This window comes from Desulfoluna sp. CYM3A, from assembly GCF_056829965.1.
On sequence record NZ_CP186556.1, the window covers coordinates 1392872 to 1417273 of the forward strand.

At 59.5% G+C, this 24402-nt stretch carries 23 protein-coding genes and 2 pseudogenes; 10 read left to right on the forward strand and 15 right to left on the reverse strand.

Features of this window, described 5'->3' with window-relative positions; all coding sequences use genetic code 11:
- Positions 1-414: 414 nt before the first annotated feature.
- From ACOYW1_RS07225 to ACOYW1_RS07250, 6 genes are all read right to left on the reverse strand, one after another.
- A complete protein-coding gene (locus ACOYW1_RS07225; RefSeq protein ID WP_482422258.1) occupies positions 415-1224 on the reverse strand; it encodes a CoA-transferase subunit beta in 810 nt (269 codons plus the stop codon).
- Entirely contained in the window at positions 1221-2198 is a 978-nt protein-coding gene (locus tag ACOYW1_RS07230) for a CoA transferase subunit A (RefSeq protein ID WP_482422259.1), read from the reverse strand. Before ACOYW1_RS07230 ends, ACOYW1_RS07225 begins: the two co-directional genes overlap by 4 nt.
- Positions 2199-2271: 73 nt before the next feature.
- Positions 2272-3444, reverse strand: a complete 1173-nt coding sequence (locus tag ACOYW1_RS07235; RefSeq protein WP_482416906.1) for an acyl-CoA dehydrogenase family protein — start codon at positions 3442-3444, stop codon at positions 2272-2274.
- A 30-nt stretch (positions 3445-3474) separates the two neighbouring features.
- Positions 3475-4329, reverse strand: a complete 855-nt coding sequence (locus ACOYW1_RS07240) for a 3-hydroxyacyl-CoA dehydrogenase family protein (protein ID WP_482422260.1) — start codon at positions 4327-4329, stop codon at positions 3475-3477.
- Between the two features lie 36 nt (positions 4330-4365).
- On the reverse strand, positions 4366-5730 hold the full coding sequence (locus ACOYW1_RS07245; RefSeq protein ID WP_482422261.1) for a thiolase family protein: 1365 nt from the start codon (positions 5728-5730) through the stop codon (positions 4366-4368).
- Positions 5731-6082: 352 nt separating this feature from the next.
- A complete protein-coding gene (locus ACOYW1_RS07250; RefSeq protein ID WP_482422262.1) occupies positions 6083-8386 on the reverse strand; it encodes a sigma 54-interacting transcriptional regulator in 2304 nt (767 codons plus the stop codon).
- A 51-nt stretch (positions 8387-8437) separates the two neighbouring features.
- Here ACOYW1_RS07250 and ACOYW1_RS07255 point away from each other — a divergent pair, with 51 nt between their 5' ends.
- From ACOYW1_RS07255 to ACOYW1_RS07270, 4 genes and pseudogenes are all read left to right on the forward strand, one after another.
- Positions 8438-8596, forward strand: a complete 159-nt coding sequence (locus ACOYW1_RS07255) for a hypothetical protein (RefSeq protein ID WP_482422263.1) — start codon at positions 8438-8440, stop codon at positions 8594-8596.
- Between the two features lie 347 nt (positions 8597-8943).
- Complete coding sequence (locus ACOYW1_RS07260) at positions 8944-9381, forward strand: MarR family winged helix-turn-helix transcriptional regulator (RefSeq protein ID WP_482422264.1); 438 nt, start codon at positions 8944-8946, stop codon at positions 9379-9381.
- 225 nt (positions 9382-9606) lie between these two features.
- Entirely contained in the window at positions 9607-10542 is a 936-nt protein-coding gene (locus ACOYW1_RS07265) for a 4Fe-4S dicluster domain-containing protein (protein WP_482422265.1), read from the forward strand.
- An 8-nt stretch (positions 10543-10550) separates the two neighbouring features.
- Positions 10551-11357: pseudogene (locus ACOYW1_RS07270) on the forward strand (MBL fold metallo-hydrolase).
- Here ACOYW1_RS07270 and ACOYW1_RS07275 read toward each other — a convergent pair.
- The 3 genes from ACOYW1_RS07275 to ACOYW1_RS07285 form a co-directional block, all read right to left on the reverse strand.
- Positions 11350-11673 carry an AzlD domain-containing protein gene (locus ACOYW1_RS07275; protein WP_482422266.1) on the reverse strand — a complete coding sequence of 108 codons (324 nt, stop codon included), beginning with the start codon at positions 11671-11673 and terminating at the stop codon, positions 11350-11352. The pseudogene ACOYW1_RS07270 and the gene ACOYW1_RS07275 overlap by 8 nt on opposite strands.
- Positions 11660-12394: an AzlC family ABC transporter permease gene (locus tag ACOYW1_RS07280; RefSeq protein ID WP_482422267.1), complete on the reverse strand. Its 735-nt coding sequence runs from the start codon at positions 12392-12394 to the stop codon at positions 11660-11662. The genes ACOYW1_RS07275 and ACOYW1_RS07280 overlap by 14 nt, the downstream gene beginning before the upstream one ends.
- Positions 12395-12486: 92 nt before the next feature.
- Positions 12487-12705, reverse strand: a complete 219-nt coding sequence (locus ACOYW1_RS07285) for a hypothetical protein (RefSeq protein ID WP_482422268.1) — start codon at positions 12703-12705, stop codon at positions 12487-12489.
- Between ACOYW1_RS07285 and ACOYW1_RS07290 the strand changes: the two genes are divergently transcribed.
- Positions 12698-12943 carry a hypothetical protein gene (locus tag ACOYW1_RS07290; protein WP_482422269.1) on the forward strand — a complete coding sequence of 82 codons (246 nt, stop codon included), beginning with the start codon at positions 12698-12700 and terminating at the stop codon, positions 12941-12943. The two genes, ACOYW1_RS07285 and ACOYW1_RS07290, sit on opposite strands and share 8 nt — an antisense overlap.
- Positions 12944-13154: 211 nt before the next feature.
- Here the strand turns inward: ACOYW1_RS07290 and ACOYW1_RS07295 are convergent, their stop codons facing one another.
- The 6 genes and pseudogenes from ACOYW1_RS07295 to ACOYW1_RS07320 form a co-directional block, all read right to left on the reverse strand.
- Positions 13155-14588 (reverse strand): acyl-CoA dehydrogenase family protein, encoded by a 1434-nt coding sequence (locus ACOYW1_RS07295; protein ID WP_482423681.1) that lies wholly within the window; start codon positions 14586-14588, stop codon positions 13155-13157.
- Positions 14561-14965 (reverse strand): acyl-CoA dehydrogenase N-terminal domain-containing protein, encoded by a 405-nt coding sequence (locus ACOYW1_RS07300; protein ID WP_482422270.1) that lies wholly within the window; start codon positions 14963-14965, stop codon positions 14561-14563. Before ACOYW1_RS07300 ends, ACOYW1_RS07295 begins: the two co-directional genes overlap by 28 nt.
- Positions 14966-15315: 350 nt before the next feature.
- Positions 15316-16128 (reverse strand): DUF2628 domain-containing protein, encoded by an 813-nt coding sequence (locus tag ACOYW1_RS07305; RefSeq protein ID WP_482422271.1) that lies wholly within the window; start codon positions 16126-16128, stop codon positions 15316-15318.
- Positions 16129-16400: 272 nt separating this feature from the next.
- Entirely contained in the window at positions 16401-17606 is a 1206-nt protein-coding gene (locus ACOYW1_RS07310) for an acetate/propionate family kinase (RefSeq protein ID WP_482422272.1), read from the reverse strand.
- Complete coding sequence (gene pta / locus ACOYW1_RS07315) at positions 17587-19092, reverse strand: phosphate acetyltransferase (protein ID WP_482422273.1); 1506 nt, start codon at positions 19090-19092, stop codon at positions 17587-17589. Before pta ends, ACOYW1_RS07310 begins: the two co-directional genes overlap by 20 nt.
- 268 nt (positions 19093-19360) lie before the next feature.
- Positions 19361-19861, reverse strand: a pseudogene (locus tag ACOYW1_RS07320) (AAA family ATPase); the annotation flags it as partial.
- Between the two features lie 850 nt (positions 19862-20711).
- Between ACOYW1_RS07320 and ACOYW1_RS07325 the strand changes: the two are divergent.
- The 5 genes from ACOYW1_RS07325 (at position 20712) to ACOYW1_RS07345 (ending at position 24390) form a co-directional block, all read left to right on the forward strand.
- Positions 20712-21956 carry a CinA family nicotinamide mononucleotide deamidase-related protein gene (locus tag ACOYW1_RS07325; RefSeq protein WP_482422274.1) on the forward strand — a complete coding sequence of 415 codons (1245 nt, stop codon included), beginning with the start codon at positions 20712-20714 and terminating at the stop codon, positions 21954-21956.
- 733 nt (positions 21957-22689) lie between these two features.
- Positions 22690-23088 (forward strand): 6-pyruvoyl trahydropterin synthase family protein, encoded by a 399-nt coding sequence (locus tag ACOYW1_RS07330; RefSeq protein WP_180144435.1) that lies wholly within the window; start codon positions 22690-22692, stop codon positions 23086-23088.
- 10 nt (positions 23089-23098) lie between these two features.
- Positions 23099-23728, forward strand: coding sequence for a 7-carboxy-7-deazaguanine synthase QueE (locus ACOYW1_RS07335; protein WP_482422275.1), 630 nt, complete (start codon positions 23099-23101; stop codon positions 23726-23728).
- A 3-nt stretch (positions 23729-23731) separates the two neighbouring features.
- Positions 23732-24007 (forward strand): 7-cyano-7-deazaguanine synthase, encoded by a 276-nt coding sequence (locus tag ACOYW1_RS07340; RefSeq protein ID WP_482422276.1) that lies wholly within the window; start codon positions 23732-23734, stop codon positions 24005-24007.
- Positions 23974-24390, forward strand: a complete 417-nt coding sequence (locus ACOYW1_RS07345; protein ID WP_482422277.1) for a 7-cyano-7-deazaguanine synthase — start codon at positions 23974-23976, stop codon at positions 24388-24390. The genes ACOYW1_RS07340 and ACOYW1_RS07345 overlap by 34 nt, the downstream gene beginning before the upstream one ends.
- Positions 24391-24402: the final 12 nt, after the last annotated feature.

The following is a 24402-nucleotide window of genomic DNA, read 5'->3' on the forward strand; positions in this document are numbered from 1 at the left end:
CTCGGCAGGCCATGGGGCATGCTCGGGCAGGGTGCCGGTGCCCGGTTTCACAAGTGATTCAAGGGACGCAAAGGGAGCCACCGAAAGCAATCGTGGCCGGGGAATCGCGGGCTGCTGATTTGTGTGGGGGTATGCGAGGGAAGAGGCGGACAGGCAGGGCGGAAGATGGCTTCGAGGGCGAAATTCGAGATAATCTGTTTACGTATTGTTGATGAAAAATGTAGCCGTTTCCGCGGGTTGCTGCAAGGCTTGAATGGTGTTTTTTGTTCGGGTCGCTTGTTTGATTGAGTGGCCCCCAACGGACTCGGGCGGTCGGGTGGTAAAGAAAAGCATGCCGCAGCGATTCGGCCCTTCAAAGGGAGGCCATCGCTGCGGCATGCTGTCGTTTTTGCGTGGCTTGTGCACCGGTCCCGGCTACTGAAGGAAGATCCCTTCCGGGTCGATGACGTTGTAGAGCAGCTCCAGCTCCTCGTAGGTCGGCAGCTCGGTTTCGCCGCTCACCCGTGAGATGTTCAGGTCCAGGCTGCAGTGGGCCTTCACCTCGTCGGGGGTGGTGCCGGGATGGTAGGTGTCCAGGTAGATCTCGCCGTTTTCATCGAACCGGAAGACCCCCATGTTGGAGATCACCGCCGACGGCCCTCCGCGAAAGGCCCGGTTGTACACCTCTTTTTTGGGGACCAGCTCCCCGGAGGGCCACTTGGGGATGCGCCACCCCGGTGAGGTGATGTAGTCGATGCGCTCTTTGAACCTTCGTTTCTCCTGGGGCATGATAAAGACCGTTTTGCGGGCCAGGCCGTTGATGTCCGAGTTCCCGCCGCTGCCCGTGAGTCGCTTTTCCGGGACCATGCCGTAGGCGCCCATGCCCGTGGTGTTGACGTTGCCGTAGCGGTCCACCTCGGCACCGCCCAGGAAGGCAAGGTCCACCACCCCGCGCTGGAGCTGGTTGAAGACGTCGGTGAGACCCGAGGCAATGGAGGCCTGGTAGCTGCACCGGGCGTCTCCCACCGAGGTGGGCAGAGAGATGGGGCGGCCGTCCACGCTGCCTGCCTCATAGATGCACACCGCGTTGGGGGAGGCGTTGTGCTGGGCCAGCATGATGGCCAGCATGGGCAAACCGGTCCCTGCAAAAACGATGTCGCCGTCTTTGACCTCCCGGGCCGCTGCCACGGCAAGGAGGTCCATGGGTTTGAATTCGCCGTTTTTGACGTAGTTGGGTGCTGTCATGATCGTGTCCCCCTTTTGACCCGGGTGGAGTAGCCGAAGGCCGGGTTGGCCTTCAGTGTTTTCAGCCGCCGGACACCGATTTTTTCAAGGTACCCGTCAAAGTCGTCGACCCCCGTGACCCACTCCTCCACCCAGGTGTCGAGGCCTTCCTGGGTGCGGGTGGCGTTGAAAAAATCGCGGATGAACTCGCCGTCGGTCTCGTACTGGCCGTAGCATCCCGTGGGGTGCCCCGCCCAGGGGAGTTCCACGATGTAGTGGACCTGGTGGCCGGGCACGAGGTTGCGGGTGGGGTCCCTTCGGATAAACTCTTCGGTGACCACCTGCTCGGCGATGACGATGACCTTGTCCGAGGCCTTGATGGCTTCGGCGTCGGAGTAAGTCTGCCCGTCGATGCGGACGGTTCCTTCGTCCCCCACCATCTGCACGTGGGCGATGCACCAGTCCGGGTTGCAGGCCGGCACATGGAGAAGCTGGCTGTCGTAGAAGGGGTCGTCCACGATTGCTGCTTTGAGCTTGGGAATTTTTTCGTGGGTGCCGTCCCGGAGTCCCAATTGCCCCAGGTGGTCGTAGGCGGGGTTGAGCATGTCGGTGCCCAGGCTTGCGTAGGTGGGAAGGTAGGGCAGGCCCATGGAGCCTGCGGTCATGCGGGCCAGGATCTGGACGTGGGAGTAGTCTTCGATGACCACTTCCCCTGCTTCGGCCTTTCGGGCAAGGTTTGCCCCGATCTTGCCGTAGAGTTCATGGCCGATCCAGCAGGATTCCCAGATCTTGACACACCCGGCGCCGATGAGCAGGTCGCTGTGGGTGCCGCCGTTGACCTCCACCAGGTGCAGGTCCCGTTTGTTCTGGCGGATGAGCTCGTAGATGGCTGCCATGGGGCGGCGCCAGATGGTGAACCCGCTGAAGGTCAGCATGTCGCCGTCACGGATCAGGCCGACGGCCTCGGTCAAACCGATGTGTTGTGGTTTTCCCATCGTACTCTCCTTGCGATGAACGGGGTGATGGCACGGGCGGTCCCGCAGCATGCGGGGCCGCCCCTTTTGGGTCTTACGCCGCTGTTTTGCTCGTCCGTTTTTTCTTCTTGTCCTTCATCAGGGCATCGGCGATGACGATGCGCTGCACCTGGTTGGTGCCCTCGTAAATGGTGGTGATGCGCGCATCCCGATAGAAGCGCTCCACCGGGTATTCCTTGGTGTAGCCGTAGCCGCCGTGGATCTGGATGCCCTGGCCGGTGACGCGCTGGGCCATCTCCGAGGCGTAGCATTTGGCCATGGAAGCCTGGGCCGTGCAGGGCTCGCCCCGTTCTTTGGTGGCGGCGGCGTTCAAGACCAGGAGCCTGGCCGCCTCCACGTCCATGGCCATGTCGGCCAGCATCCACCGGAGCCCCTGGAATTCGGAGATGGGCTTGCCGAACTGCTCCCGTTTCTTTGCGTATTTTTTGGCCTCGTCCAGGGCCGCCGTGCCGATGCCCAGGGCCAGGGAGGCGATGCCGATGCGACCGGCGTCCAGGCCGGACATGGCCACAAGGAACCCTTCTCCTTCCTTGCCCAGCAGCCTCGATGCGGGCACGCGGCAGTCCGTGAAGTTTAAGTCCACGGTGTCCGAGGCGCACTGGCCCATTTTGTCTTCCACCCGCCCCACCTCAAAGCCGGGCAGGTCCGGGGTGATGAGAAAGGCAGAGATCCCCTTGCTGCCTGTGGGGGCGGTGCGGGCAAGCAGGATGGTGACCCCGCCGTTTTTGCCGCTGGTGATAAATCGCTTGGTGCCGTTGATGATGTACTCATCCCCCTTTTTTTGTGCGGTGCAGCTCATGGACTGGGGGTCGGAGCCCGCTTCCGGTTCGGTGAGGGCAAAGGCCCCGATGAATTCACCTTGTGCCATGGGCCGGAGGAAGGTCTCTTTCTGCTCTTCGGAGCCGAACCGCTCGATGCTCCCGCAGCAGATGGAGTTGTGCACGGACATGATCACAGCCGTGGAGGCGCAGGCGTAGGCAATCTCGCTTAAGGCCAGGGAGTAGGCCACGGTGCCCATGTCTTCCCCGCCGTATGTTTCGGAAACAAGCATGCCCAACAGTCCCAGCTCCCCCATTTTCTTCAGGCTGTCTGCGGGGTATTCATGGGTTTTGTCCCGCTCGGCGGCTTTTTCCGCCAGCTCCTTCCGGGCGAACTCCCTGGCCATCTGCTGGATCATCTGCTGCTCTTTGCTGAGTTGAAATCCCATGGTGACTCCTTTTTTGCTGAAGGTGACGGGTCAGTCCGCGTAGTCGTAGATGCCCTTGCCGGTTTTTCTGCCGAGCCAGCCCGCGTTGACGTACTGGGTCAGCAGGGGGGAGGGGCGGTATTTCGGGTCCCCGTAGCCATCCTGGAGCACGCCCAGGATGGCCTGGATGGTGTCCAGGCCGATGAGGTCGGCCAGGGCCAGGGGGCCCATGGGGTGGTTCATGCCCAGCTTCATGATGTTGTCGATGCCCTCGGCCGTTGCCACGCCCTCGTAGAGTTCCCAGAGGGCCTCGTTGATCATCACCTGCAACACCCGATTGGAGACAAAACCGGGCACGTCCTTGCACTCCACAGCCACCTTGCCCATCTTTTCGGAGGTTTCGATGATGGTGCGGCACACCTCGTCGGTGGTGGCGACGCCCCGGATGATCTCCACGAGTTTCATGACGGGTACCGGGTTCATGAAGTGCATGCCGATGACCTTTTCCGGCCGGTTTGTGCAGGCGGCAATGCGGGTGATGGGAAGGGAGGAGGTGTTGGTGGCCAGGATGGCGTGGGATGGGGCCGTGGCATCGAGTTCTTCGAACACCTTTGCCTTGATCTCCAGGTTCTCCACGATGGCTTCGATGACAAGGTCGCAGTCCGCGGCATCCTCCAGGCTGGTGGAACAGGTGACGCGCCCGAGCACGGCCTGTTTCTCCTCTTCAGTTAGTTTGCCTTTGGCCACGCTGCGGGACAGGTTCTTGTCCATGACCGCCATACCTTTGTCCACCAGCTCCATGTTGATGTCGTACTGCACGGTGTCAAATCCCGATTGCGCGGCGACCTGGGCAATGCCGCCACCCATCTGGCCAGCGCCGATGACCATGATTTTTTTGATTTCCATGGGTAAAACCTCCGTTTGGTTGGATGTGAACAGGTGTCAGGGCTCCACGCGGATCAGCATGGCATCGCCCTGGGCGTGGCCGGAGCAGATGCCGCAGACGCCGATGCCGCCTCCCCTTCGTCTCAGCTCGTAGGCCAGGGTCATGACAATGCGGGCCCCGGTGGCACCAATGGGGTGGCCGTATGCGATGGCGCTGCCGTTGACGTTGACCTTCTCCAGCATCTTCTCCTTGGAAAGGCCCAGAATGGAGCGGGCACTCACCAGGGCCACGGCGGCAAAGGCTTCGTTGATCTCAATGAGGTCCACGTCGTCGCAGGTGAGGTTGTTCTGGTCCAGGACCTTTTTGATGGAAAGCCCCGGGACTGTTGCGATGTCTTTGGTGGGCTGGGAGACCTCGGCGTAGTCCACAATGGAGAAGAGGGGCTTGAGGCCTAATTCGTCGGCCTTTTCCCGGCTCATGAGCAGGCAGACGTCCCCCCCGTCGTTGACCCCCGGGGCGTTGCCCGCGGTGACGCTCCCCGGTTTGCCGGTGACCGTGCTTGTGTGGCCGAAAGAACCGGGCCGCTTTGGCGTCAGGCCCTCCAGGGTGGTGGTGGGGCGTGGGCCTTCGTCTTGTGTCATCACATCGGGCTTTTTGCCGTTTCGGTAGGCCACGGGGAAGATCTCGTCGTCGAGCTTTCCGGCTGCCATGGCAGCCACCGCCGCCGTCTGGGAGTGAAGGGCCCACTCGTCGTTCTCTTCCCGGGAGAACCCGAATTCGTCGGTGGTTTCCGAGCCGTGGATGGCCATGTGGCGGTTATAAAAGGCATCCCACAGGCCGTCGTAGACCATGAGGTCCCGGGTTTCGCCGCTGGGCAGGCCCATGCGCTGGCCGAACCGCATGTTGGGCAGGGCATAGGGGCAGTTGCTCATGCTCTCCTGGCCCCCGGCGATGCAGATGTCGGCCCGGCCCAGCTGGATCATCTGAGCGGCCAGGTCAATGGTCTTGATGCCCGAGGAGCAGACCTTGTTGACGGTGATGGAGGGGACGGACTCCGGGAGTCCGGCCAGGATGGTGGCCTGGCGCCCGGGGACCTGGCCGCAGCCCGCAGGGACCACCTGGCCCATGATGACGTAGTCGATCTCCTCGGGAGCCACCTTGCCCTCCATGCGCCTCAGCACCTCTTTGATGGCCATGGCACCAAGCTCCGGGGCATCGTACTGTTTCAGCTGGCCGCCGATGACTCCGTAGGGGGTCCGGCATGCCTCCACGATGACGACGTCCCGGTGATGCTTGAACCGGTTGTCGATTTTTTTGCCCGTACCCTTGAACTCGGCCTTTCGCTGTCCGAATCCGGCGATGGGGGCATCCCTGTAAACGTCTTCTCTCTTGATCTCCAGTGTTTGTACAAAATCAGACATATGCCGCTCCTGGTTGGGGTTGGATGTTGTCTCGGGTGCGGTCCTCCTGGGCGGGGGATCGCGAGGACCGTTGCCCACTGGGAAAGAGCAGGAGCCGTGCCAATGATTTGGGTTTTGTGTTAATGGATAGTTATAACAGGGTCTTGTGGGCGGCATGGGGCGAAAACTGTCCAGGGTGCTTCGGGGTGTATATGCCACGGGGCAGGTGTGTTGTTTGGAATCAATGCCTTGACACAGAGGGCGTTTGGGGGCAGGCGGGTCTTCGGGCATTATGGGGTGGAAGGTGTCCGGGGTATTGCCGGGAGGGGGAAGGGGCTGCCGCGGCGTGGGCGGCAGCCCCGAAGGGGGGAACTCAGATCATCAGGCCGTATTTTTTAGTGTTTAGGAACTGCCGTGGTTTGAGCTTTGCGGCGGCACGTTCGCGGTGCCAGTGGCATTGTTGGAGAACCTGGGTGAGTACCTGCTTTTCAAAGGCATCCATGACGGTTTTCAGGTCTGTGAAGTCGTCGGGGGGACCAGCCTGGCCAGGGGACCCGGCCGGGGTGATGCCGCTGCTGAAGTTAAGCTCTTTCAGGGAGATGAAACGGCGCAGGGCGTTCTGGAGCTCCCGGACGTTGCCGGGCCAGTCGTAGTGGGTGATGGCCTCCAGGAATTTTCCCGTGACCGGGGGGACCTTGCTGGTGGGGCAGAAGCGTTTGAGGAAGTGCTCGATGAGCAGGGGAAGGTCCTCTTTGCGTTCCCTTAAGGGCTTAAGGTGGATGGGGATCACGTGGATCCTGTAGAAAAAGTCCTCCCGCATCCTGTTTTTCTTCACCTCCTCCAACAGGTTCCGGTTGGTGGCGGAGACGATGCGGATGTTGGGTTTCTTAAGGGTGTTGCTTCCCACCGGGGTGAACCCGCCCCCGTCGATTGCCCGAAGGAGCTTCACCTGCATGTTCAGCCCGATCTCTCCGATCTCGTCCAGAAGAGGTAGGGCGTCGGCCTTGTCCAGAAAGCCTTCGTGGTCTCGGTCCGCGCCGGTGAAGGCCCCTTTTTTGTGGCCGAAGAACTCGCTTTCGATGATGTTTTCGTTGATGGCTCCGCAGTTGACGGGCACAAAATGCTTGTCGGATCTGTCGCTGGCGTCATGGATGGCCTTTGCCACGAGCTCTTTGCCCGTGCCGGACTCTCCGTAGATAATGATATGGTCGTCGCTAGCCGCGGATTTCAGGATGAGTTCGTAGACACTCTGCATGGCCTGGCTCTTGCCCACGATCTCTCCGAACTTGTAGCGGTCCTTCATGGTGGACTTCAGGCGGATGTTCTCCTGCCTGAGGCCTTTTTCTCTCTCCAAAAGGGCCTCTTCCGCGTTTTTTTGTTCGGTGACGTCCCGGATGATGGCCTGGATGCGGGAGACCGATCCGTCGGAGCCGTGGATGGGGGAGATGACGTCGTACCAGCGATCGTTTTTCGGGCACTTCAGCACTTTTTTGACGGATTCTCCCTTGAGCAGGGCGCGGCTGTCACACCAGGGGCATGGAGTGTCCAGGCCGTAAATGACCTTGTGGCACTGCTTTCCGCGGGCCTTTTCTCCCAGGAATTCAATGAGGGGGGTGTTCATGAACTCGATGCGGTGGTCGCTGTCCCGGATGTAGATCATGCCGTCGAAGTTTTCGATGATGGCCCGGAGCTGGGATTCCCGTTGCTTCAGGCGATCCTCGGCCAGCTTGGCGTGGGTGATGTCCATGAAGGAGGCGATGCTGATCTGGGTGCCCTTGATCATGCCCACCTTCATCAGCATGTTTTTGACGGTGCGGTCCTTGGTGATCATCTTGCATTCGTAGACATCCGGGGCCCGTCCCGGTTCGCTGCGCCGCCAGACATGGTAACGGGAGAGCCTGGCCCGGTCGTCGGCGTGGATCACGTCCGACCATTTCATCCGGTCGATGAGCTCTTCGGCAGTATAGCCGCTGTAGGTCTCAAAGGTGGCGTTGGCAAAGGAGATCATGCTGTCGGTTTCAATGAGGATGGTGCCGGTGCCCGTGTTTTCGAGGACCCCGCTGTACTTGGCCTCGGTCTCTTTGAGCATCTCTTTGATGTGGCTGCCTTCTGCCCGGGATCGGAGGTTGAGGACCCCGCAGGTGATGTCGTTGGCAAGCTCCCGCAACAGGTCGACTTTTTCCGGGTCAAAGGCGTGGGCGTCTCCGGCATAGATGGAGATGGCCCCCAGGGTGTTGCCGTCGGAGATCAGGGGAAAGGCCACCACAGACCCGAAGCCCCTTAAGATCGCCTCGTATTGCCAGGAGTGGGCCGTGTCCGTGGCCCGGATATCCGGGATGGTACAGACATTGCCGGTGCAGATGGCCGTTCCCATGGGGGGCGGGTTGTCGATGCCCTCGGCCCAGGAGGGGGCAATGGACCGGAGGAATCCCTCTTCGTAACCGCAGGTGGCCACGGGCAGGATCGGTTTTTTTTCGCCGGATTCGGCAAAACCGATCCATACGAAGGGAAAGCTGCCCACCTCCACGATGATCCGGCAGATTTCATTCAACAGGCTTTGTTCGTTTTTTTCATGGATAAAGGCTTTTTTGCACCGGCTGAGGATCTTGATAAACCGGTTCATCTTTCCCAACTCCTTCATCAGGTCATTCTTGCTGACATCAACGGATGTGATCATGGTGGAATCCTTACCGTGGGGTTGAAAAGAGCGAGAACACATGGTCGGGTCGTGTCGGGCACCGTCACGGGACGACGGGTGCGGCCTGGGGGCGTTGTGTTGCCGGAAAAAGGCAGTGTAAAGGGAGGCGAAGAGCTGGCCGCGGTTTCCTGTATGGGGCAGGACGGCACCATGCAGGATCTGGGGCGCGTCGGTGTTGAAACCGTGTAACGTATCATAAACACTGTTTGATAAGCATAGCAAATAGTATTCCACAGGTGGGGGGCGACCCCAGGGGTGCCATGTGGCGGGGGCCCGGGCCGCGTTGGCGTACCCGGGACAGGGGCAGGTCATGTGAACAGATCGCCCCATGGTCGGTGGCCCTCTGGGCTGCGGGGAAAAAATCCTGATGGACATATTTGAATCATGGTGTATTGCGCGTGCGGAAAAGAGGGTGCACGATATGTGGTGATTCGACCACGTGTGGCGCCGCTTTCAACCCTGGGGCTCAGGGGGCAACCGGAAACTTGTGAATTTTCCGTTGACGGCCTTTCTTTTAGTTTGGTACAAAACGATTTATGAAAACATCAGATTCACATTTTGTCTACAAACTCAGTGTCATCCGTAAGCTCGCCTTTTCATTCCTGGAAGAGGAGATGGAAAAGGCCGGGGTAAAGGACCTGCCACCATCCTTCGGCGATATTCTTTATATCGTCCACACCAAGGGGCCGGTATCCGTCAAGGATATTGCCGCACAGTCCTACAAGGACAAATCAACGGTCTCCACCATCATCCATCAGCTTGAAACCAAGGGGTATGTTCAAAAAGGACCGGACCCCTCCGACGGGCGCAAGGTGCGAGTGTCCCTGACGTTGCAGGCGGAAAAGCATATGGAGAGCATGGCCCGGATCTCCAGCGGGCTCAAGGAGAGGCTCTTTCAGGACATGAGCCGTGAGGAGAGAGACATCCTCTTTCTTCTCATGGACAAGATCGAGGGCAACCTGAAACGGAGCTGATCCGTGGGCTCGGCGGGGTTGTTTGGTTTGTAACAAAACAAATTAAAAGGATGGGAGGGACGCTTTCACGTTTCCTGTCCGGATATGTTGGGGGTCAGGGTATTGACAGCGACAGCCGATGCACTGCCGTTGGTGATGACCCTGGTCGAAACACGTTGTTGCAAGGCGGTATATTTGTCTGTATCGCGCTTATTCATGAACTATTCATGTTTGGGAGGGCATGGGATGGGATCAACCAGACGACTCCACACATCCGAAGCATTGGACGTTGTGGACAACACCGGCAAGGTTCGAACGAACTTTCTGAAGCGGTACCTGCCCGGTACCATGGATGCCATCCGGTTCTACCACTTCACCGGAACCCTGGCGCAGCTTCCCGTGGTGGGCCGGTTTGTCAAAAAAGGGCTTCATCTTTACTACCGTTACCTTCACACCAATTCCCTGGTCTTTCCCTTAAGAGAGATGGAAGCCGTCATCGAAACGGCCACCGACCTGTACGTGGACCCCTGCCCCTGCCGAGCGGTGGCAGAGGAGAATAGCTGCGATGCTCCGCTTTATACCTGCCTGCGCATCAACCACACGGCCTCCCTGCGAAAAGAGATGAAAGGCGGCAAGAGCCTTTCCAGGGCAGATGCCCTTGCGATTCTACGAAACGCCTATGACAAGGGGCTGGTCCTCTCCCTGGAGTCCTGCATCCAGCCGTATCAGAACAATATCTGCATGTGCTGCACCTGCTGCTGCATTGCCATGAAGATGCGGTATGAGTACGGGGTGCCCATTTATCATTCCGGTCCGTACCTTCCTGTCTGTGATTCGGCTGCCTGCACGGGGTGCGCCTCCTGCACGTCGGCCTGCCCTGTGGGAGCTCTGGAGGTGTCGGACAGCGGTGTTCGGGTCGATCCGGACAGGTGTCTGGGGTGCGGTCACTGCGCGTCAGCCTGCCCGTCCGGTTGCCTGGAGATGGCCTTTACTCCCCATCGCGTGAGGCAGGACCGTGAGCCCGGGCCCATGCGGCTGGCCCTGTCCCTTGTGTACATCCATGCCGTCATGGTGCCCTCTGTTCTTTTGTTCAGGCTGGTTGCAGGCAGCAAGCAGCACCTGATGGAGCAGGCGTCTCCCAATGCCAGCGATGTCTTCGAACCGTCCATGCAGCAGAAATGAGGTGACCTATGAGTGTTATCCGCACGTTTACCCATGACTCCGTGACCGGCGTAAAGGTCGGCAAATTCAACATCGCAGACAACTCAACCGTTCATATTTTCTGCCTGGGCGAGACGGTGATCGATACGGGGCCGCCCAACGATCGGAAATCCGTGGCCCGGTTTTTCCAGGATAGGCCGGTCCGTCAAATCCTTCTTACCCATCACCACGAAGACCACAGCGGCAACGCGGCCTTTCTTTCACAGATGACCGGCTAACTGCTGAATGCGCACCCAGGCTCTGATTTGTTGCGGGAGGGGTTTTCCATTCGGATGTATCAGAAGGTTTTCTGGGGAAGCATTCCCAGGGTATCGCCGGAGCCCCTGGCCAAGGCCGTAGCAACCGATGGTGGCCACACCCTTGTGCCCATTCATACCCCGGGGCACTCCCCGGACCATGTCTGTTTCTGGGAACCGGAGAGAAAGTGGCTTTTTACAGGGGATCTCTTTCTTGCGCCCAAGGTCAGGATGTTCAGGGCAGATGAAGATCTCTCCGGGCATCTCGAAAGCCTGAAAACCGTCCTTGAGTACGATGTAAAGACCCTCTTCTGCGCCCACAAAGGGGTTGTGGAGGATGGGCACCGGATGCTGGAAATGAAGCTGGCATACTACCTGGAGCTCATCGACAAGGTGAAGGGGCTGCACGGTGAGGGGCGCACCCCCACAGAGATCACGCGGACCCTGTTCGGCAAAAAGGGGCTTGTGGGGTATATCTCCTGCAATCACATGAGCAGCGAGAACCTGGTGCGGCAGTGCCTCTCCTGCACCCTTACATAATCAGTCCCGCGCCCCAGTAGAGCAGCATCCCCACCACCAGGGTTCCCCCTAAGGATTTCGTGTACCAGGCAAAGATGAAGGTGGGCACGGCCACGGCCATCTCAATGGAGAAGGGAGCAAAGACTCTGGGGGTTCCCTGGGTCACAAGGGCCGGGACCAGCAGGGCGCTTAAGATGGAGACGGGGATCAGCTCCAGCCACTCGATGAGCAGGGGCGGCAGCTGCCGCTTGGAGAGGAAGAAAAGGGGCACCCATCGGGGGATGAAGGAGACAAGACCCATGCCGAGGATAAGAAGGACAAAGCTAGTGGTTTCCACGGACGGGCCTCCGTTTTTTGATGAGCACGCCGGCGGTGGCGGCGAAAAGGGTCGCGATGATGATGTAGGCGTTGCCCGGCATGACCAGGGAGAGCCCCACGGCAACGACCCCTGAGATCACGGCGGTGAGGGTGAAGATGGGGCCGTTGAGCTGGTAGATGAGCAGGGTAATGAACATGGCCGTCAGGGCGTAATTGAGGCCGAAGGCGTTTTCAGGGATGAAGCGCCCGAAGAAACATCCCACGGTGGTGCTCGCCACCCAGGAGAAGAAGGCTGCATAACTGGCAACGATGGCCTTGTCGATCTCCCAGGGGCCGTTTTTCAACTGGTTTAAGTTGACGGCAAAGGTTTCGTCCACGATGCCGTAGCTGAGCATGGTGATCTTCTTGCGACAGGCTCCCCGGTAGTGCACGGCAAGGGAGGAGCTCATGAGCAGGTGCCGCAGGTTGACGATAAAGGTGGTCAGGACGATGGCGGGGATGGAAGCCCCTGCCGTGATCATGGAGACCGCGATGAACTGCCCGCTGCCTGCAAAGACGCAGAGGGACATGAAACAGACCTGAACGGGGGTGAGCCCCGCCTTTTCTCCCAGGACACCCATGGCCAGGCCCAGGGGGATGTACCCGACGCAGATGGGCCAGATGGCCAGGAGGCCCTGGACCAACGCGGATTTTTCTACCGGGGAGACGCCGGGCTCCTCGTCCTGTAATGCAACACTCATAATGGTATCTACCTGCTGTAAAACGTGGCAAGCCGCCCGACGGGCGGCTTGATTGCTATAAAAAAGCTACATAATCGAAAGTGGTACTTAAGTCAATCCTTGGCAGAGGTAGAGGGTTGATCTGTGGGGGGCGGCTTGGAGCCGGGAGGGAGAACGGTCTCTTCGTCCATGGTCCTGCAGAGCGTGTCCATGCAGGCCGGGCAGATGCCGTGGCTGAAGCGCGCTTCGGAGTGGGCGCTGAGGTAGGCTTCCACCTGGTGCCAGTAGCCCTGGTCGTCCCGTATCTTCTTGCAGGAGGCGCAGATGGACATGCCCTTGAAGCCGGCCCCATCGGAGTTCCATATTCCGGCTTTCAAGGCTCTTTTTGGCCTGTTTCAGGCTGAACCACCTTCGGTGCAGGAGGATGGCCTGGCAGAACACCAGCACGATGCATACCATGATGAGTTCATCGAGTTCAAAGGCCTCATAGGCGTTTGTGATGTCCACAATACGCTCAAACAGGTCGAATCGGCCGGAAATAAGAAAAGTTCCCGCAGCGATGATGAATAGTAATAGGCGCTCTTGAGGTGCACTGATTCTGTTAATTTTCATCGGGTCCCTTCCGGCTGAAAGCCTTGCCTGAAGCACGTCTCACGACATTGATTATAGGCATTTTCCTTATTTTTGGGTAGTGATTGAACCATAGCAGACATTGCTCCGGCCTGTCACAGGAATTGAGCACAGGCGCCATGGAAAAGAGTCGGCAGGTTTCCCCTGCTTCTTACCCTCCGAAGCCTTTATCTTCCATGGTTACGGCAGCATCCCCCAGGGCGGTGAGAGCCTCCATCTTGCCCATGGTCACGGGCAGGAGGTTGCTGAAAAAGAACTCAGCCCCCTTGATCTGGCCGTTGTAAAAGGGGATATCCTTTTTTCTGGCCCCGGCCTCAAGGGCTCTGGCAGCCGCTGTGGCGCGCCAGAGGAGCATCCAGGCCATGACCGCATCGCCCATGATTTCAAGGAAGGGCACGGAGTGAGCAAAGGCTGTGCGGAGGTTGCCTTCAAGGAGGCTCTTTCCCATGGCCATGGCGCAATCACCCAGTCGGCTGACGAGTTTGGAGGCCGCCTCGGTGAGGGGCCGGGTGGCGTCAAGTCCGGCTGCCTCTTCGACGGTTCGGTTCATGCGGGCCAACAGCTCCATGAAAACCTGCCCTTTTTTCATGCCGAGTTTCCGCGCCAGCAGGTCCATGGCCTGGATTCCGTCGGTGCCTTCGTAGATGGAGGCGATTTTGCAATCCCGGGAGATCTGCTCCACGGTGTAGTCCCGGAGGTAACCGGCCCCGCCGTACACCTGGATGGCCTTGGTGCACACATCGTAGCCCTTGATGCCGTTGTAGGCCTTGAGCACGGGGGTGAGAAGCCCCACAAGGTCATCGGCCATCTCCTGGTCATCCGGGGAGGCGCCCATGCGGTGGTGATCCATGAGCAGGGCGATGTAGTAGGCAAAACTCCGCATGCCGTCCACGCAGCATTTCATCTCCATGAGCATGCGCCGGACATCCGGGTGGTCGATGATGGGCACGGACGGGGCTGTGGGGTCCAGGGCCTCTTCCACGGCGCGGCCCTGCTTGCGGGTCCGGGCGTATTCCAGGGCCAGGAGGTAGGCGGCCGAGGCATGGGAGAATGCCTGGATTCCCACGCCGAGCCTGGCTTCATTCATCATGGTGAACATGATGCGCATCCCTTTGTTGGCCTCTCCCAGGAGCAGGCCGCGGCAGGTGCCCTTGCTTCCCAGGGACATGCTGCAGGTGGCGCTGCCGTGGAGTCCCATCTTCTCTTCGATGCCCGTGCAGACGATGTCGTTGGGTTCACCCAAAGAGCCGTCTTCGTTGACCCAGATCTTGGGGACCAGGAAGATGGAGATGCCCTTGGTGCCGGCAGGGGCCCCTTCGATGCGGGCCAGCACCGGGTGGATGATGTTGTCGGTGAGGTCGTGGTCCCCCGAGGTGATGAACGCCTTGGTGCCGTAAAGGGACCAGGTGCCGTCGTCGTTGGGGGTGGCCGAGGTGGTGAGGACCCCCACATCGGAGCCCGCGTCCGGTTCGGTGAGGAGCATGGTGCCCGTCCACTCCCCGGAGTAGAGTTTTTTCATGAAGAGGTCTTTCTGGTGCTCGGTGCCGTATCGCTCGATCATTTTGCCCGCGCCGTGGCCCAGCATGGCGTAGCTGGAGAAGGCAAAGTTGGTGCCGATGAGGTACTCCCCGGCGGCGTTGCTGATGAGAAAGGGCAGCCCCTGGCCACCTCGGGTTCCTCGGACAGGGCCAGCCACTCCCCTCCGGCAGCTCGAGGGGGCGCCGGCGGATATCTCGGCGGCGTCACCGTACCCCGATCGAATTGAACCCCCTGGCGATCCCCCAGGCCGTAGGTGGGGAGCAGCTCCTTGAGGGCGAATTTCCGTGCCTCGTTGATCACCATCTCGAAGGTCTTTCGGTTGAAATCGGCGTATATCGGGTGTTCCGTCAGCGACTCTGCATCAAGCTGGTCAAACAACACAAAATCGATGTCCCGTCTGTCTGCCACGTATTGAGCTGCCATGCTTACCTCCTGGGGAATGGATGATAAAAACAGAGGGCCTGAGCCACCCTGGAGCGGGGGTGCCAATGCGCATCGGGTCTTGTTGGGGAAGGGCCTGGAAGCGGTATCATTGAATGTGGGGGAAACTTGAAGGTCAGGAAGAGGTTCGTCCTGGGCGGATGCCGCGTATTCTTCCGGGGGAGGCGGGGAGGTGTGCAATGGGATCGCAAGGGGACCGTATGGCGCTGATATCAGACTAGGGGATTTTTATTTTTCCTGTCAAGGAAGAAGTGTCGGCCCGGCCGCTCCTCGTTTCAGGTGGTTAAAGGGCGGCCGGACGGCCCGGTACCCGCAAGCGGGCACCGGATCCCTTACTGGATATGGGGGGCGAGTTCGCTCAGGTCAAAGAGATAGGTTCCTATAAAGGCCATGACACCCATCATGATGATGAAGATGGCCAGGACCTTGGAGATGGGATTGACTCCCCCGGCGGTCTCCATGGCCTGGTTGGGGTCGACCTGGTCGCTGGCGGAGATGATGGCGTCGACCTTTTTTTTGACATGGAGAAAGTAGAGAAAGTTGGCAAAGGCCCCGAAAAAGAAGGAGACAGCCAGGCTGCCCCCGGGAATGACGATACCGGCGGCGGAGATACCGAAAAAGAGAATGGCCAGGCCGTACATTTTGCGGTAGATGAGCCAGACGATACCGAAGAGAAAGGCGCCCCAGTTCCAGGAAGGGGCAAAGGCCGTGCGTCCTGACCTGGAGAAGAGCTTGAATCGTTCCGCGTACCACTCCCCGCGGGGGCCTGCAAAGCTCTGCCACAGGGGCAGCAGGGGGGAGGCGCCCAGGGATGAGGTGGCCCCGTAGTCCTCCCAGTGAACGTCCTGGGCTTGGTGCTCCTCTTCGGGGCGCTGGGGGCTTTCGACGGGGGGCTCTTTTTCCGCCTCTTCCCGGAAATCCACCTCGATGCGGCAGAGGGCGCCTGTCTCTGCAAAGCGCTTGGCAAAGTTGTCGGTCTTGGCTCGGTCCTCGCTCCGAAAGACGATGACGCGCTGCCCGGAGAAGAGGCGGTCTATGGCTGCCTGGCCCATGTTGAAACAGTCCATCAGCCTGCTTTTGACCTCCCGTTTGCTCTCACGCTCCCTGACTTTTCCTTCAAACAGGACCACATAGAGCTCTTTCAACGTGTTTCCTCCCATCGGTGTGTCTGCGTTCGTCGGTGGACGACCCTGGCGTTTGGTTTTGCGATGCGCCACATGGGAACTCTCCCCTCTGGCACGGCGTCTTTTATTGTACAAAGTGATCTGTATGTATGCCAACGTCTTTTTTGCGTCAACCCCGCAGTGCTCCTTCCGGCGGAACGGGCAGGGCATAAAAAAAGGCCCGAAGGGACAAGGGGTCCTTTCGAGCCTTTTCTTTTGATCATGCCGCCGTCATGTGACGGGGAGGCGGGAACTTACTTGAGCAGTTCCACGGCTTCCTGGGCGATCTGGAGCTCTTCGTTGGTGGGGATGACCCAGACCTGAACTTTGGAGGCGTCGGTGTGAACCGCGGTGGGCTCGCCCTTGCGACCGTTGTTTTTGTCGAAGTCCATGTCGATGCCCAGGCCGGAGAGGTTCTCGCAGATGAGGGCACGGGTGATGTCGTCGTTCTCGCCGATACCGGCGGTGAAGACGATGGCATCGATGTTGCCGAGAACGGCGGTGTAGGCACCGATGTATTTTTTGACGCGGTAGGCGAACATGTCGAGGGCCAGCTTGGCCATCTCGTCGCCATTTTCAACGGCAGAGTGGATGTCACGCATGTCGTTGAGGCCGCATACGCCTTTCAGGCCGCTCTGCTTGTTGAGCAGGGAGTCTACCTCGGAAGCGCTCATGCCTTTGTTCTCGGCGATGTAGGCCACGATGGCGGGGTCGATGTCACCGCTTCGGGTGCCCATCATGACGCCTGCAAGGGGGGTCATGCCCATGGAGGTGTCCTGGCACTTGCCCTTTTCCACAGCGGCCATGGAGCAGCCGTTGCCCAGGTGCACGGTGATAACGTTGATGTCCTCGGCCTTTTTGCCCATGCACTCGGCCACTTTACGGGAGACGTACTTGTGGGAGGTGCCGTGGAAACCGTAACGACGGATGCGCAGCTCTTTGTAGTAGTCGTAGGGAAGGGCGTAGAGGAAGGCTTTCTTGGGCATGGAGGAGTGGAATTCGGTGTCGAATACCGCCACGTTGGGGGTGCCGGGGAAGAGCTCTTCGGCCACTTCGATGCCCATGAGGTTGGCGGGGTTGTGCAGGGGTGCCAGGGGGTTGTTGTCCGCAATGGCAACCTTGACGGGGCCGTCAACCACGCAGGCGCTGGTGAAGGACTCGCCGCCCTGGACCACGCGGTGGCCGATGGCGTCGATCTCTTTGGGGTCGGAGATCACGCCGGCTTCGGAGCCGGTGATGAGGTCCAGCACCATGTGCATGCCGATCTTGTGGTCCTTGATCTCTTCTTCCTTGACCACTTTTTTCTCGTTGTCGGTGTCGGGGAAGGCCTTGTGGGTAAGCTTGCCCACGGTTTCGCCGATACGTTCTACAATGCCGTTGGCCATAACGGCTTCATTTTCCATGTCGAGGAGCTGGTATTTGAGGGATGAGCTGCCAGCGTTAATAACCAATACTTTCATGATAGAATTTTACCTTGTAACAGAAAAATCGTTGAATGGAACGCCCGGGTGAATGGCACCCTGGGGGATGTTCCTCGAACTGCGGACCGAGCGGGCAAAGGGCGCTGCGTGTTATGGGCCGCCTGCCCGTGGATGGTGCGGCGGCGCTGGTCGCCTGAACCAGACCTTTGGCCGCCTGCGCCTGAACGGCGGTGATGGCCACGGTATTGACGATGTCGGGTACGGTGCAGCCTCGGGACAGGTCGTTGACCGGTTTGTTGAGGCCCTGGAGTACGGGGCCGATGGCAACTACCTGGTCGGAGGAGCGTTGTACCGCTTTATAGGTGTTGTTCCCGGTGTTGAGATCAGGGAAGATGAAGACCGTAGCCTGACCGGCGACTTTGCTGTCGGGCAGTTTGGTTCGCGCCACAGACGGATCGATGGCGGCATCGTACTGAATGGGACCTTCGAGAAGCAGATCGGGGCAGCGCTCCTTCGCGATGCTGGTCGCTTCAATCACCTTCTCCACTTCGGCACCTTTGCCGGAAGACCCGGTTGAGTAGGAGAGCATGGCCACCCTGGGGTCGACGCCGAAGATTTCGGCGGTCTGGGCGGATCCGATGGCGATTTCAGCGAGCTGTTCTGCATTGGGAGTGGGGTTGACCGCGCAGTCACCAAAGGCCAGGACGCGATCCTTCAGGCACATCAGGAAGATGGACGAGACGATGGAGGCGTCGGGCTTGGTCTTGATGATCTGGAACGCGGGCTTGATGGTGTGGGCCGTGGTGTTCACGGAACCGGAGACCATGCCGTCGGCGTGGCCCTTGTGCACCATCATGGTGGCAAAGTAGGTAACGTCGCTCATGAGGTCGCGGGCAACATCCTGGTTCATGCCCTTCTTGTTCTTGCGCATCTCATAAAAATCGTTGACGTACTCTTCGTAGAGCGGGCTCTTGGTGGGCTCCACAATGGTGGGGCCGGAGGGTGGAGGAGCAGCTGAATGTTGGCTGGGTTTTCGGACTCTCCAGGAGGGTAGCCCTTCGCGGCATCGGCGCGGCGCGGGGATGTCGCAGGCGTTCAGGATACGCTCGCCGGTGCCTTCGGGCAGGACGATATGCTGCTTGTTCTTCTTGGCCTTCTGGATGAGGTTGTACTCGAACATCTGGGGGGTGACGTTGACGGATTTGCGCTCGATGAGTTTCCTGCGCATCTCCTGGGTGTCCACGTGGGCTTCGAAGAGGCCCAGGGCGGAGGCGATCTTTTTGGGGTTGCTGGACTCGAGCCGCGCGTGCACGTGGTTCAGGTTCCGCATGGTGGGGTACGTGGGGTCCTTGACGAGAAGGATCGGAACGGGGATCCCTTCCCAGCCTTCCACCAGTCTCTGGATGCTCTCGGACGGGGCGATGCCGCCGGTGAGGAGGATGCCGGAGATGTTGGGGTAGGCATTGGAGAGACGGGACGCCATGGCGCTCAGGATGATGTCCGTCCGGTCCCCTGCGGTGACCACGAGGCTGTCTTCCTTGATGTAGTTGAGGAAGTCTAGATCTGATGGCGGCGATGACGTAACCGTCAATCATCTTGTCCATGGCCTTCTTGCCGTAGATGACATCGGCGCCCAGCCATTTCTGCAGATCCGCCACCGTGGGCTTCATGAGGTTGCTGTCTTCCGGGATGACGTGGAAGGAGCAGTTGTCCACCTTGATGTCCTTCTGGAGGGTCTCAAGGATGGTCTCGGTCTGTGAGGCATCTGCACGGTTGACCATGATGCCGAGGATATCAACTCCCTTGTCCTCGAGATCTTCCATGGCCAGGTGGTTCAGGCTCACGATTTCATCGATGGTGGCGCTGTGCCCGTTGGTGACAACCAGGGCGGGACAGCCCATGTTGGCGGCAACCACGGCGTTGATGTCGAAGGTGAAGGCTTCGTTGCCCACCACGAAATCGATGCCCTCGCAGAGAACGAAATCATACTTCTCTTCAAGCTGCTTGTACTTGTTGAGAATGATCTCGATCATCTGGTTCTGTTTGCCGGCATTGACGAGTTTTTTGGCTTCGTCCAGGGTCATCGCGTAGGTGTCTTCGTACCTCATGCCGAGGTAGAAGTGGGAGAGGACCAGATCGGTGTCGTAGTCGCGCTCGCCGTCCACGGGGTTGATGATGGGCCTGAAAAAGCCAACGTTGTGCAGGTCCCTCAAGAGAAGCTGCATGATACCAAGAACGATGGTTGATTTTCCGCTCCTGGCGTTGGTTGTGCTGATGTAAAGACTCTTTGCCATACGCCTATTTCCTTGATTACTGGTAACGCAACACTATACATGTAAAGGCACGACGTGCCGTATCAATCGTATTTTGCAAATTAAAAACGGAACCTTAACACGAGTGTTCGGGGCGTTTTGACAACGCCTCAGGGGAAAATAGTCTCATACTTCATGTGGTCGAAACAAGCAACAATTTTCCAGTGAGCTCCCGGTAACTCGCTAAAAAGGCAAAGGATAGTGCGAAAATACGGACACGGAGTCCACCTTTTGGAACCCTTGCAAGCGTTTGTTTCCGTTGAATGACAGCCTGATTATTATTGGCGTCACCGGCTAAAGATCTCCGTTGTGTTCGAAAGCCAGGGGGGCTTGCGTCAAATGGGAGCACCGTCATGCAGGCGGTTTTCCACATTCAAATGGCAAAGTCCTCGCGAGGGGATGCGACCAGCGGATGGTCAACCTGTGGCGCGTTTTGTGCGCTCTACCGGGTCGGCCCAACGGGGGGTTGGGCCGACCCGGTAAAGCAGTCGGGGTCCGCCGGGTGCCACCGGTGCCCAATCCTAAAATATTGAACGTTCGGTAAAATATGCACGCCGGAATCAACCAACGAGGGGCAATTTACCATAAAACGGGGGGATGACCAACCGAAATCGGAGGATACGGTTCCTTATGCCCGGTGGGGGAACTCGGGGCCGTTATTGGGGTTTGCGTCCCCGGCACGGTTGGCATAAAGTAACCGGAGCGCCCAGTCCAACGTGCTGCGGCGTTGTGATTTTGCACGAATAAGATGCCTGCGGGCAGGTGCCGGGTCTCCACCATCTAAAAGGGCGGCCCGTGCCACCGGTGAAAGGAGACGACACGAATGAGAGCGATGGTGATCACGACCGGTGAGGAGATTCTCAAAGGGGAGGTGGTGGACAGCCACGCCGCCTGGATTTCGGAGCAGCTGTGCGAGCTGGGCGTGGAGGTGGTGCGGCACCTTTCCGTGGGGGACAACCTGTCCGCCCTGAAAGAGGTTTTTTCCCGGGTGGCGGGGCGGTGCGATGTGGCAGTGGTGACCGGTGGCCTAGGGCCCACGGAAGATGATCTCACCACCCGGGCCGCCGCCGAATCCGCCGGGGTTCCCCTGGTGGAGGACCCTGTGGCCTCTGCCTCGGTTGCCGCCTACTTTGAAGGCCGCAAGGCGCCGGTGCCCGCATCGAATCTCAAGCAGGCCCGCCTTCCCAAGGGGGCTGCCTGCATTCCCAACCCCGTGGGCACGGCCCCGGCCTTTTCCCTGGAGCTCTCCGGCACCCGGTTCTGGTTTCTGCCCGGGGTGCCCCGGGAGATGCGATTTTTGATGACCGAGTCGGTGACGCCCGCCATCTCCGGGATGCAGCCCAAGGGGAGCCGTCTGGTCAAGACCTCCATCACCACCTTCGGGCTTCCCGAGTCCGTGGTGGGGGAGCGGATTTCCGGCATCGAGGCCGGGTTCCCCGGGGTTCATGTGGGCTATCGGGCCTCCTTTCCCGTCATCGAGGTGAAGATCTGGGCGTTTGCAGGGTCAGATGCCGGATTGGCCCAGCGCCAGGAGGCGGCCTCGGCAGAAGCCTTGAAGCGCCTGGATGGGTATGTGGTCTCGGAGGCCGGGCTCTCCATGCCCGAGGCCGTTGCCGCCTCTCTGAAAGGGGCCGGGAAAACCCTTGCAGTGGCCGAGAGCTGCACCGGCGGCCTCATCGGAAACCTCCTTACCGATGTCCCGGGAAGCTCGGACTGGTTCTTCCTTTCGGCCGTCACCTATGCCAACAGCGCCAAGGAGAAGGTGCTGGGCGTTTCAGGGCATACCCTTGAAACCTGCGGGGCGGTGAGCGCCGAGACCGTGGCCGAGATGGCCGAAGGGGTGCGGCGCGTCTCCGGCGCCGACATCGGTGTTGCCACCAGCGGCATTGCAGGCCCCTCCGGCGGCACCGACGAAAAGCCCGTGGGCACCGTCTGGATCGGCGTTGCCACGGAAACGGGCACCGAGACGCACCGGTTTGTCTCTCCCTTTAAAGATCGCCACATGAACAAGCGGGTGTTTGCGTTTAAGGCCCTGGACCTGGTGAGGCGGGCCATAAAAACAGGGGCGAGGGCATAGAAAAAACAGATTCAGGCCGATCAAAATCAAAGGCGAATCAGTCGTGTCATCCTTTTCTATGATGAAGAACCGAGTTGAAAGGTAGGGTGCGCTTGCGCACCATCGAAGCACAGTATCGCCCACCGAAGCCGAGGTGACAGAGGCCGCGTATTGCTTGGATATGACGATGGGTGGCGGTCTTTCAGGCAAATGGTGCGCAAGCACACCCTACGGTCCACGGTTCCCGGAACGTAAGACATGACAAGCTGCCTTCAAGAAGACGATGATGGGCTGAATAGTTACGATTAATTTAATGCAAAAAGCTAACCGGACACGACTGAAGGCGAATGTGATTTTTCTGAGGCGCGAAGGGGAAAACTCACTCGCCATCGCCTGGCCGTCAGTTGCCGGGCTAATAAAGCAGCTCGCAGAAAACATCAGCTTTCGAGGTGGCTCACCTCGCCGCCGGGGGCGTGCTTTTTCCCGTTTTCAATTGGCCCGGGCTGTGATACAAAGGCGCGTTGTTGTATAGTAAAGAATTGATCTGCCGTGGTGTTGGCCATGGCGGTTTTTATGGATGGGGCTTTTTTTTCAAGAAAAAAGCCCATGCGGACGAGAGGCATCCCGCACAATAAATTCTCCCTCACTGACCGCGCAGCCGGTTGTGGCCCCTTCGTGTAATCCTTTCTTGATCCAATCTCAGGATGGTTTGCCGGGCTTCTTCCTGCACGTGTGGCGGTGACCAAGGTGGCCCATGCTTTCCATTACCAAAGAGTTCCGATTTGACGCAGCCCACAAGCTCTGCCGTCACGATTTTTCCGAAGAAGAGAACAAGGCCCTTTACGGCAAGTGCGCGGCCTTTCACGGACACACCTACACCCTCAGGGTGACGGTGGCCGGTCCCCTGGATGCGTCGGGGATGATCCTGAACTTCACTGAGCTCAAGGGCCTGGTGAAGGAGCGCATCGTGGACCGTTACGATCACGCCAACCTGAATGAGCTTCCCGAGTACGAGAACCTGCCGGTGACGGCCGAGAATATGGTGCTCCATATCTTCAAGACCCTGTCCGAGGCGCCGGAATTCCACGGGCTCACCTTGAAAGAGGTGCGGCTCTACGAGACCCCGGACTCCTGGGCCACGGTGACGGCGTAAGGCGATGCCCATGCTGAGACTCCATGAAATGTTTGCCTCCCTCCAGGGAGAGGGACCCCACACCGGGCGACCCGCTTTTTTCATCCGCCTGGCAGGCTGTGTTCCGCCCTTGTGTCCCTGGTGCGACACCAAAGGGGCCTGGGACGAGGGCACCGAGATGTCAGTCGTGGACCTTGCGGCGGCTGCCAAAGAGAGTGGGCTTGACTTTGTGGTTATTACCGGGGGCGAGCCCCTGCGCCAGTGGGAGGACGGCCTCTGGGAGCTGGACCGGGTGTTGTCTGACCTGGGCCTTACCGTGCAGTACGAGACCTCGGGCAAGGTGCCTGTGCCCGAAGACATCAGGGGGGAGGTGATCCTCTCGCCCAAGTACCTGGACGGCTCCTGGCATGTGGACCGGACAAGCGTTGCCCGCGCGCGGCACCTCAAGTTCGTGGCCAGCCAAGAGACCCTTGGCCTCATTGACGCCTTTGTGGCGGACCACGCCCTGGATAAAGACCGTGTGTGGCTCATGCCCCTGGGCATGACCCGGGACGAGCAGATCGCGACCATGCCCCTGGTCTGGGACCACTGCGTCAAGATGGGCTATCGCATGGCAAGCCGCCTTCACATCCTCGCCTTTGATACCAAAAAAGGAATCTGACCCATGTATGAAACCGTTGTGGTCCTCTCCGGCGGCATGGACTCCGCCGTCCTTCTTGCCCATTGCCTGTCCAAAGGCCAGCGATGCGTTGCCATCAGCTTTAACTACGGCTCCAAGCACAACGCCAGCGAGCTTCCCATGGCCAAGGCCATGTGCGATCATCTGGGGGTGACCCACACTCTGGTGCCGCTCCCCTTCATCAACGAGCTTTTTGAAGCCTTCCAGTTCCTCAATCCGGGGAGGAGGTGCCCGACGGCGCCTACGATTCCGAGAACATGAAGAGCACCGTGGTTCCGTTCAGAAACGGCATCATGCTCTCCATTGCCGCGGGCTACGCCGAATCCGTGGGCGCGCGCCAGGTGGTCCTGGCCTCCCACGCAGGGGATCACTTCATCTACCCGGACTGTCGCCCCGAGTTCAACGAGGCCCTGGGCAAGGCCATCCACCTCGGCACCGACGGCCAGGTGACCATCGCCTTCCCCTTTGCCCAGCTGGACAAGCGGGAAATCGGCGATCTGGACGCGATGGGCGTAGACTTTGCCGCCACCTGGACCTGCTACAAAGGCGGCACCGCCCATTGCGGCACCTGCGGCGCCTGCGATGAACGCAAGTACGCCCTGCGCTTTGACGAAGGCCTCGATCCGACGACATACCTGGCATAGCTGGAAACGATG

Bases quoted from the DNA above. Each gene is read 5' to 3' on its own strand.
- ACOYW1_RS07225 (WP_482422258.1), bottom strand. From the start codon at position 1,224: ATGACAGCACCCAACTACGTCAAAAACGGCGAATTCAAACCCATGGAC.
- ACOYW1_RS07230 (WP_482422259.1), bottom strand. From the start codon at position 2,198: ATGGGAAAACCACAACACATCGGTTTGACCGAGGCCGTCGGCCTGATC.
- ACOYW1_RS07235 (WP_482416906.1), bottom strand. From the start codon at position 3,444: ATGGGATTTCAACTCAGCAAAGAGCAGCAGATGATCCAGCAGATGGCC.
- ACOYW1_RS07240 (WP_482422260.1), bottom strand. From the start codon at position 4,329: ATGGAAATCAAAAAAATCATGGTCATCGGCGCTGGCCAGATGGGTGGC.
- ACOYW1_RS07245 (WP_482422261.1), bottom strand. From the start codon at position 5,730: ATGTCTGATTTTGTACAAACACTGGAGATCAAGAGAGAAGACGTTTAC.
- ACOYW1_RS07250 (WP_482422262.1), bottom strand. From the start codon at position 8,386: ATGATCACATCCGTTGATGTCAGCAAGAATGACCTGATGAAGGAGTTG.
- ACOYW1_RS07260 (WP_482422264.1), top strand. From the start codon at position 8,944: ATGAAAACATCAGATTCACATTTTGTCTACAAACTCAGTGTCATCCGT.
- ACOYW1_RS07265 (WP_482422265.1), top strand. From the start codon at position 9,607: ATGGGATCAACCAGACGACTCCACACATCCGAAGCATTGGACGTTGTG.
- ACOYW1_RS07280 (WP_482422267.1), bottom strand. From the start codon at position 12,394: ATGAGTGTTGCATTACAGGACGAGGAGCCCGGCGTCTCCCCGGTAGAA.
- ACOYW1_RS07290 (WP_482422269.1), top strand. From the start codon at position 12,698: ATGGACATGCCCTTGAAGCCGGCCCCATCGGAGTTCCATATTCCGGCT.
- ACOYW1_RS07285 (WP_482422268.1), bottom strand. From the start codon at position 12,705: ATGTCCATCTGCGCCTCCTGCAAGAAGATACGGGACGACCAGGGCTAC.
- ACOYW1_RS07295 (WP_482423681.1), bottom strand. From the start codon at position 14,588: ATGCTGGGCCACGGCGCGGGCAAAATGATCGAGCGATACGGCACCGAG.
- ACOYW1_RS07300 (WP_482422270.1), bottom strand. From the start codon at position 14,965: ATGGCAGCTCAATACGTGGCAGACAGACGGGACATCGATTTTGTGTTG.
- ACOYW1_RS07310 (WP_482422272.1), bottom strand. From the start codon at position 17,606: ATGAAAGTATTGGTTATTAACGCTGGCAGCTCATCCCTCAAATACCAG.
- ACOYW1_RS07325 (WP_482422274.1), top strand. From the start codon at position 20,712: ATGGTGATCACGACCGGTGAGGAGATTCTCAAAGGGGAGGTGGTGGAC.
- ACOYW1_RS07330 (WP_180144435.1), top strand. From the start codon at position 22,690: ATGCTTTCCATTACCAAAGAGTTCCGATTTGACGCAGCCCACAAGCTC.
- ACOYW1_RS07335 (WP_482422275.1), top strand. From the start codon at position 23,099: ATGCTGAGACTCCATGAAATGTTTGCCTCCCTCCAGGGAGAGGGACCC.
- ACOYW1_RS07340 (WP_482422276.1), top strand. From the start codon at position 23,732: ATGTATGAAACCGTTGTGGTCCTCTCCGGCGGCATGGACTCCGCCGTC.